This window comes from Rhodococcus sp. (in: high G+C Gram-positive bacteria), from assembly GCF_049591685.1.
Lineage (GTDB): Bacteria > Actinomycetota > Actinomycetes > Mycobacteriales > Mycobacteriaceae > Rhodococcoides.
On record NZ_JBAWFH010000127.1, the window covers coordinates 1 to 9,102 of the forward strand.

6 protein-coding genes and 1 pseudogene are annotated in these 9,102 nt (G+C 64.1%); 3 read left to right on the forward strand and 4 right to left on the reverse strand.

The annotated features are described in order from the left end of the window. The 4 genes from WBQ44_RS05510 to WBQ44_RS05525 all read right to left on the reverse strand — a co-directional run. Positions 1–1,199, reverse strand: a 1,199-nt coding sequence (locus WBQ44_RS05510) for an acyl-CoA carboxylase subunit beta (protein ID WP_495565725.1), incomplete at its 3' end; no start/stop codon positions are given. Beyond that, complete coding sequence (locus WBQ44_RS05515; protein WP_495565726.1) at positions 1,196–2,344, reverse strand: acyl-CoA dehydrogenase family protein; 1,149 nt, start codon at positions 2,342–2,344, stop codon at positions 1,196–1,198. The genes WBQ44_RS05510 and WBQ44_RS05515, both read right to left, overlap by 4 nt. After that, positions 2,341–4,035, reverse strand: a complete 1,695-nt coding sequence (locus tag WBQ44_RS05520; protein WP_495565727.1) for an acyclic terpene utilization AtuA family protein — start codon at positions 4,033–4,035, stop codon at positions 2,341–2,343. The genes WBQ44_RS05515 and WBQ44_RS05520 overlap by 4 nt, the downstream gene beginning before the upstream one ends. Further along, positions 4,032–4,829, reverse strand: coding sequence for a TIGR03084 family metal-binding protein (locus tag WBQ44_RS05525; RefSeq protein WP_495565728.1), 798 nt, complete (start codon positions 4,827–4,829; stop codon positions 4,032–4,034). The genes WBQ44_RS05520 and WBQ44_RS05525 overlap by 4 nt, the downstream gene beginning before the upstream one ends. Before the next feature lie 91 nt (positions 4,830–4,920). Here WBQ44_RS05525 and WBQ44_RS05530 point away from each other — a divergent pair, with 91 nt between their 5' ends. From WBQ44_RS05530 to WBQ44_RS05540, 3 genes and pseudogenes are all read left to right on the forward strand, one after another. Beyond that, a complete protein-coding gene (locus tag WBQ44_RS05530) occupies positions 4,921–6,000 on the forward strand; it encodes an endonuclease/exonuclease/phosphatase family protein (RefSeq protein WP_495565729.1) in 1,080 nt (359 codons plus the stop codon). A gap of 39 nt (positions 6,001–6,039) precedes the next feature. Further along, entirely contained in the window at positions 6,040–6,948 is a 909-nt protein-coding gene (locus tag WBQ44_RS05535) for an NAD-dependent epimerase/dehydratase family protein (protein ID WP_495565730.1), read from the forward strand. Between the two features lie 617 nt (positions 6,949–7,565). Next, positions 7,566–8,865, forward strand: a pseudogene (locus WBQ44_RS05540) (IS3 family transposase). Positions 8,866–9,102: the final 237 nt, after the last annotated feature.

Sequence of the window (9,102 nt, forward strand, 5' to 3'; positions counted from 1 at the left end):
GAGTTGGAGACGGCGTTGATCATCATCGATCCGTGTTTGATCATGCCGCCCTCCTCGTACTCCTTGCCGACCATGTAGCCGGTGGTGTTGTGCAGGAACAACAACGGGGTGTCGGAGCGATTGGCCAGTTGGATGAACTGGGTTGCCTTCTGCGACTCTTCGCTGAACAGCACGCCGCGGGCGTTGGCAAGGATGCCGATCGGATAGCCGTGCAGTTCGGCCCAGCCGGTGACCAGCGACCCGCCGTACATCGGCTTGAACTCGTCGAAGTCGGAGCCGTCGACAATGCGGGCGATAACCTCGCGCGGATCGAAGGGAATCTTGAGGTCGGTGGGCACGATACCGAGCAGGTCCTCGGGGTCGGCAAGGGGTTCGATGACCTCCGCGCGAGGCTCCGGGCCCTTCTTCTTCCAGTTCAGCCTCTTGACGATGCTGCGGCCGATGCGAATGGCATCTTGTTCGTCGACGGCGAAGTAGTCCGCGAGACCGGATTTGCGGGCGTGCATCTCTGCGCCGCCGAGGGATTCGTCGTCGGAGTCTTCACCGGTGGCCATCTTGACCAGAGGAGGACCGGCCAGGAACACCTTCGAGCGCTCCTTGATCATGACGACGTGATCGGACATTCCGGGGATGTAGGCGCCGCCCGCGGTCGAGTTGCCGAACACCAGGGCGATCGTCGGAATGCCCTTGGCGGAGAGCTGGGTGAGGTCCCGGAACATCCTGCCGCCGGGAATGAACACTTCCTTCTGCGTCGGTAGGTCGGCGCCGCCGGACTCGACGAGCGAGATCACCGGTAGACGGTTCTGCGTCGCGATGTCGTTGGCGCGGAACCCCTTTTTCAGGGTCCATGGATTGCTGGCGCCGCCGCGGACCGTCGGATCGTTGGCGACGATCAGACATTCGACGCCGCTGACTACGCCGATACCCATCACCGTGCTGGCGCCGACGGGAAAGTCACTGCCCCATGCCGCGAGGGGACACAGTTCGAGAAACGCGGAATCCTCGTCGACGAGCAGCTCGATGCGCTCACGGGCGAGTAGTTTCCCGCGCTTCTTGTGCCGCTCGATGTACTTCTCGCCGCCGCCGAGGAGCGCCTTGCCGTGTTCGGCGTCGATTTCGGCGAGTTTGGTGTTCATGGCCTCGGTGGCACCGGCGAACTGCTCCGATGCGGTGTCGAGGGTGGACTTCAGCACGCTCATGCCTGGTACCCCAATCGTTTTGCTGCAAGTCCGGTGAGAATCTCGGTGGTGCCGCCGCCGATACCCAGGATGCGCATGTCGCGGTACTGGCGTTCGACCTCGCTCTCACGCATGTAGCCGAGACCTCCGAACAGCTGGACAGCCTGGTTCGCGACCCACTCCCCCGACTCGACGGCGGTGTTCTTGGCGAAGCAGACCTCGGCGATGAAGTCCTGGTTCGATTGCAAACTCTGCTCGACGATGTGGCGCGTGTAGACGCGGGCGATGTCGATCTTTCGGGCCATCTCGGTGACGGTGTTCTGCACGGATTGCCTCTTGATCAGAGGTCTTCCGAAGGTCTCGCGGTCGCGCACCCACTGCAGTGTGAGATCGAGGCATCGTTGCGCGCTCGAATACGCCTGCGCGGCAAGCGCAATACGCTCACTGAGGAATGCCTGCGCGATCTGCGCGAAGCCGGAATTCTCGGCACCGACGAGGTTGCCGACGGGAACCCTGGCGTCGACGAACGCCAACTCCGCGGTGTCGGACGCGCGCCACCCCATCTTGTCCAGCTTCGTCGTGACCTCGAACCCGCGCGTGTCGCTCTCGATGACGAGAAGCGACACACCGGCAGCGCCGTCGCCTCCCGTGCGTACCGCGGTGACGACGAAGTCGGCTCGGCACCCCGAGGTGATGTACGTCTTCGAGCCGTTGACGACGTAGTGGTCTCCGTCTCTGACGGCCCTGGTGCGCAGGTGCCCGACGTCGGATCCGCCGCCCGGCTCGGTGATGGCGAGGGAGCCGATCTTGTCGCCGGCGAGAGTGGGCCTGACCCACTTGTCGATCTGATCGGGATCACCGGCGGCGACGAGGTGAGGCAGCGAGATCCCGTTGGTGAACAGCGAGGCGAACAATCCGCCCGACGCTCCGGCCTGATGCATCTCCTCGCAGATCACGATGGCGTCGGCGAGATCTCCGCCCTCGCCGCCGACGTGTTCGGGAAAGCCCGCGCCGAGAAGACCCAGTGCGGCTGCCTGCTTGTGCAGTTCGCGGGGTATCTCACCGTCGGCTTCCCACTGGTTCAGGTGCGGCGCGATGTCCTGTTCGACGAAGCTGCGCACCGTCTTTCGGAGCTGTTCGCGCTCGGGCGTGGTCCAGATGCTCATACGAAGTCTCCTGTAAAGACGAGCGTTTCGGGGATGTCGATGTGACGCGAGCGCAGCCATTCGCCGAGACCCTTGGCCTGCGGGTCGAACCGAGCCTGCGACGCAACGCCCTGGCCGAGAATTCCCTCGACGACGAAATTGACTGCTCTGAGATGGGGCAGTACGTGGCGGACGACGGTGAGGTTCTGCGCCTCGGGCAGCATCCGTTTCAATTCTTCGGTCGTGAGAGCGTTTGCCAGCCAAGCGAACTCGTTGTCGGTTCGTACCCACACGCCGACGTTGGCGCTACCGCCCTTGTCGCCGCTGCGTGCCGCCGCGATAGTACCGAGCGGGACGCGGATGGAGGGTTCGTCGGCGTATTTCGAGGGCAGCGTCGGCTCGGCGAGAGGTTCGAGGGCCGTGGTGTCGCCGGCCGGCTCGATGTCCCGCCTGGTGCCGTCGGGCAGGACTGCGGTGTGCGGCACCTCGTGAATCGGCACATACCCGGCCGTGAACACTCCGTAGGGCGCTCCGTTTCCGGGCGGCGCGGTGAGCGAGAATCCCGGATAGCTGGCGAGTGCCAGTTCTACTGCCACCGAGGAGAACTGCCTACCGACGATATTCGGGTCACTGTCGCGCGCGACGCAGCGCAGCAGTGCACTTGCTGTTTCCTCCGTCTCGGCGTCCGGCTTGTCGGTGCGTACCAGCGTCCAGTCGAGCTCGGTCGGCCTCGTCGGCAACCACGTTTCGAACTGTTTCTGCGCCAGTTCGGCTTTGGCCTCGATATCGAGCCCGGTGACAATCGTCGTGAACTCGTTGCGGAAGCCGCCGAGAGAGTTGAGCGAGACCTTGAGCGTCGGCGGCGGAGACTCGCCTCGCGTACCGCTGATGCGCACGCGATCGCTACCGTCCTGCGTCAATTCGGCTGTGTCGATGCGCGCTGTCACGTCGGGGTTCGCGTAGCGGCCGCCGGTGATCTCGTAGAGCAGCTGAGCGGTGACGGTGCCCACGCTGACGGCTCCGCCGGTGCCCTCGTGCTTGGTGATGACCGAGGAACCGTCGGACTCTATTTCGGCGATCGGGAAACCCGGACGCGACATGTCGGCGATCTCGGTGAAGAACGAATAGTTACCCCCCGTGGCCTGCGTCCCACATTCGATGACGTGACCGGCCACCACGGCGCCGGCCAGGGCGTCGTAATCCGTTCGACTCCAGCCGAAATGGGCCGCCGCTGGGCCGACGATGACCGATGCGTCCGTGACGCGGCCGGTGACAACCACGTCGGCGCCGGACTGCAGACATTCGACGATGCCCCAGGCGCCGAGGTAGGCATTTGCCGTCAATGGGGAGCCGAGTCCGAGTTCCTGCGCACGCGGGAGCAGATCGTCGCCCTCGACGTAGGCGATCTCGGCGCCCGAGCCGAGCTTCTCGAGCGCTTCGGCAAGGCCGCGGGGATTGAGTCCGCCCGCATTGGCGACGATCTTGACGCCCTTGTCGAGCGCAAGGCCGAGGCAGTCCTCGGCCTGACGTAGGAACGTTTTCGCATAGCCACGGGAAGCATCCTTCATGCGGTCACGACCGAGGATGAGCATCGTCAGCTCCGCCAGGTAATCGCCTGTCAGATAATCGAGTTCGCCGCCTTCGAGCATTTCGCGCATGGCGGAGATGCGGTCACCGTAGAAACCGGAACAATTGCCGATCTTCACACTCACTGTTTGTTTCGTCCTGCTCCAGGAGGGCCTGCGAAGGCTTGGGCGATGGTCAGCCAGTGCTGTGCGTCCGAGCCCTCGGCGGAGACGTCGAGGACGTCGCGATGCGCACGCTGGGTGACGAGGAGACAGAAATCCGCCGCCGAACCGGTCACGCGCTGGGGTGCATCGTCGGGACCCCAGATCCAGAGCTCGCCCAAGGGGGAGGTCAGCTCTACGCGGAACGGCTCGGCGGGCGGAGTCTGTTGATGGATCGCATACGCGAAATCGCGTGTGCGAACACCGATGTGCGCGACGCCCTTGATCCGCTCGGTCGGCTCGCGGGTGATGCCTAGTGCGTCGGCGACGTCCTGGCCGTGCGCCCAAGTCTCCATCAACCGGGCGGTTGCCATCGAAGCCGCGCTCATCGGAGGGCCGAACCAGGGGATCTTGACGCCGGCGGGGACCTTCTTCAGCGCATCGGTCATCGCGTGCCGACGGGTACGCCACGTCTGCAAGAGTTCGGGGTTCTTCGCCTCGTCGTCGGCGGCCGTGTCGACGAAGCCGACGGGATCCGACCACGCCTTCTCGACGGCTTTCTGAAATTCGGCAGCCGCACCTTCGTCACCGGCTGCACCGGAGGTGGTGCGTTCGGCGACGTCGTCCGTCCAGGACAGATGCCCGATCTGGTGTGCGACGGTCCATCCCGCGGCGGGCGTCGGCGTCGACCATTGGTCGTGAGGCAAGTCGGCGACCAGTGCATCGAGGGCGTCGCCCTCGGCACGGAGGTCGTCGACGAGGGAGTCGAGGTCGGCCATGAGGACAGCTACACATCACGCCGAAGAAAAAGCAAGCACGCCTGCTTGTTAATTCACGTGCCGTTCAATCACGCCCTCTACCGTGTCCGACGTGAAAGCCGCCGGGATAGTTGCCATAGCCGTACTTGCCTCGCTACTGACAGGATGTTCCTCGCCGTCGGAGGGCGAGGCCGAACAGGAAGAATCGATGAAAATTCGCGTGGCCACGTATAACGCAAGCCTCAACCGCGCCGCCGAAGGTCAGCTCGTCGAGGATCTGAACGGCGGTGATTCGAACGGCGAGAACGCGCAGGCTCGCGCGGCTGCCGATGTCATCGCCGAGAACGCGCCCGACATCCTGCTGATCAACGAATTCGACTACGCGGACGGCGCAGTCGACCTCTTTCGCGAGAACTACCTCGGCGGCGAATACCCGCACTCCTACACCGCACCGGTGAACACGGGCGTCGACTCGGGCCTCGACCTCGACTCCGACGGCGCACTCGGCGGGCCGAACGACGCGTGGGGCTTCGGCCAGTTCCCCGGGCAATACGGGATGGTGGTGCTCTCGAAGTACCCGATCGACACCGACGGAGTGCGCACGTTCGCGAACTTCCTGTGGAAGGACATGCCCGACTCACTGCTGCCACGCGACTACTACGGCGCCAACTCCGATGCACTTCGACTCTCCAGCAAATCGCACTGGGACGTACCGGTGAAGATCGACGGCAAGACCGTTCACATTCTGGCGTCACACCCGACCCCGCCGTCCTTCGACGGGCCGGAAGATCGCAACGGCAAGCGCAACCACGACGAGATCCGGTTGACGGCCGACTACATCGACGGCGCCGAATACATCTACGACGACAAGGGCCTGCGCGGCGGTCTCGACGAGGGCGCATCCTTCGTCGTCCTCGGCGACCAGAACAGCGACCCCGTCGACGGCGACTCCGTACCCGGATCCATCGGACGACTGCTCGACAACCCGCGCGCGCAAGACCCAGCACCGACATCGGAGTCCGAGAATGGCACCGATACAGCAGATTTCGCCGACCCCATCCCCGGCAACCTGCGCGTCGACTACGCCCTACCCTCCAGCGACCTCACCGTCACCGACTCCCGCGTCTACTGGCCCAACGCCACCGAACACCCCTCGGACCACCGCCTGGTGTGGGTGGATCTGGAAGTCTGAGGTTTCCGGTCGTCACGGTCCGAACACGGAGGAGCGCATGTGAAGGTTTTCGTCACCGGCGGCACGGGCGCCCTCGGTCCGTACGTTGTTCGCGAGCTCCACGCTGCGGGCCACGAGGTCACGGTGCTGGCACGCACCCCGGCCAAAGCGTCGGCCGTCGAGGCGATGGGCGCGACGCCGTCGGGCGGCACACTGTTCGACGTCGATTCGCTGGAGGGCGCGTTCCATGGGCACGACGCGGTCTTGAATCTGGCGACGTCGATACCTGCGCCGCGCCATTTTCTGACGGCCTCGGGCTGGCGCGACAATGACCGAATCCGCGACGCCGGATCGGCCGCCGTCGCCGAGGCCGTCCGCCGAATCGGGCGTCTGCGGTTGGTGCAGGAATCGATCGCGTTCAATCTTGCTGATGGCGGCGACAACTGGGTCGACGAGGAGTCCGCGCTCGATCCACTCGGCCACGGGTTCAGCGCTCTCGCCGCCGAGCGTCACGCGACCGAGGTGGGCGGGGTGGCCCTGCGTTTCGGCCTCTTCTACGGCCCCGGGTCATCGCACTCGCAGATGCTGATCGACTGTGCGCGACGCCACCTGGGCTTCGTCGCCGGAAGCCCTCACGCCTTCCAACCCGCGATCCACTTGCACGACGCAGCTCGGGCGACGGTCGCCGCACTGTCCGTGCCCTCCGGCATGTATCTGGTGACCGACGACGAGCCCCTCACCCGACGCGACTTCGTCCGCGCCCTCGGAGACGCCGTGGGTGTCACCCGACTCATACGCGCCCCAGGGTCGGGAGCCCGACTGGGCGGCCGATACACGCACTCGCTGACTCGATCTCACCGCACGAGCAACGCACGCTTCGCCGCCGCCGCGGGCTGGCACCCCGAATATCCGTCGGTACGCGAGGGCTGGCAGGCCACCGTGGCGACGGTGTCGAGGCGCGACTCATGATGTGGTCGACGGCTGCCCGTTGAGCTGACCCTACGGTCGCTTATGACAGAAGGGTAGGGCTCATTCTGGCCGAGCGACTTCTGCGGCAACTACCCCGGCGGCGTCCGCGAGTGGGTCAGCGCCGACGGCCCGTTCAACGAGCGCATGACACCGCGACTTCAGAGCAGCCACCGTCTTGGAACTCGCAGCGCTTCGGCGTCCGACGCGTGAGCTCCTGGTCGCGCTGGGGGCGTGCCTCAGTTACACCTGCGCACCCGTGGGGATCCTCGAATCGATCGACGCTACTTCTGAGCAGCTCATACGCGTTCGACGAAGACGCGGATCCGGGCGAGTTTGTCGCTGCGCTGAAGTGATTTCGCTACGAGATATACGGGCTTCTGGACACCGTGGCCGAGTCGGCGAAAGTCGACCTCACCGGGACCGGTCCGGCGGCTCGCACCTCAACGCCGGCACACAACTCAGACCCGACCGGCACGGCCTGACCGCCCGCAATCTGGGTGGACTTACACCGGTCGCAGGGACCGCAGAATCGTTGTCTCGAGGTTGATCGGTTCGCACGCAAACTGAATCACCCCAGGTTTGATGCCGCTTCCTTCTGAGTCAGGAAGGATGAGCACATGCCCAAGAAAATCGATCCGGAGGTCCGCGCGAGGGCCCTGCGGTTGCTCGCGGACCACGGTGCGGAATACGCGTCGTTGACAGCGGCCGCCGAGGCTATAGCCAAGCAGGTCGGGGTCGGTCACGAGACCGTACGACGCTGGGCAGTTCAGGCCCAAGTCGATGCTGGCGCTCGAACCGGGACTACCTCGAAGGAATCCGCCGAGATCAAAAAACTCAAAGCGGAGAACAAGCAACTCCGCGAGGACGTCGCGATTCTCAAAGCCGCAACGACTTTCTTCGCGGGGGAACTCGACTCCCGCAACCGATGATCATGAACTTCATAGATAGGTTGCGCGCCAATGGTTATGCGGTCGAGTCGATCTGTCGTGTCCTGCGTGATCAGGGCTGCAAGATCGCCGCGAGAAGCTACCGGGCATGGCGTTCACGCAAGCCCGCGGCGCGCACTGTCTCCGACGCCCGAGTCGTCGATGCGGTGCGCTCGACGGTGTGGTGCACTGACGAGGCCGGCCGCCGGAAAATGACGCCGGAAGGGCTGTACGGCAGGGTCAAGATGCACGCCCATCTCGACCGGACCTTACTTCCCGGGGTGTCCTACGGTGCCGTAGACCGAGCAATGAAATTGCTGTGCCACAACGGTGTTCGTCGAGCGAAAGGGATCCGGACGACCATCGCATCAGCCGACGGTGTTCGGGCCACGGATCTCCTCAATCGGCAATTCAGCGCTGCTGAACCGAACCGAGCCTGGGTCACCGACTTCACATATTGCCGAACATGGGCCGGGTGGGTGTACGTGGTGTTCATCATCGACGTGTTCTCCCGCAGGATCGTCGCCTGGCATGCAATGACGTCGAAGACTGTGGACCTGGTGACGATCCCACTTCGGATGGCCCTGTGGCAACGCAAGAGGGAGGGTCATTCAGTGAAAGCTGCTGAGCTGATACATCATTCGGACGCCGGAAGTCAGTACACGTCGGCCATGCTGACTGAAAGGCTCAAGCTCGAGGAGATCGCGGCGTCGATCGGATCGGTCGGGGACGCCTACGACAATGCCCTCGCCGAATCAGCGAACGGGTTGTACAAGACCGAGTGCATCCGAACGACGATCTTCCATGCCGGGCCGTACAAAACGCTCTCCGACGTCGAATTCGCGACCGCTGGTTGGGTCGAGTGGTACAACAACAGACGGTTGCATTCGAGCATCGGACAGATGCCCCGATCGAATACGAAACGCTCCACTACTCTGGCCTCGGCACCGAGGACCAGCCCCAACTGGAGGCGGCACAAAACTTAGGGTGATTCAAACAGCGGACACTCGGTAACCAGAATGGTGAAAACGCAGATTTCGGCAACGCGCCGCCGCTCCGAAATTCGGAGTTACTTGCTTCCGCATTCCTAGCTAAAATGCGAAACTTGTCGGTGGCATCGTGTAGCGGACATGCGCGCGGAAGGCGTTGCAGCGCAATGCAATAGCTTGACTCGGCCTGCGCCTACCGATACTATCGAACATACGTTCCCATCGGGGGTTCGAACCAT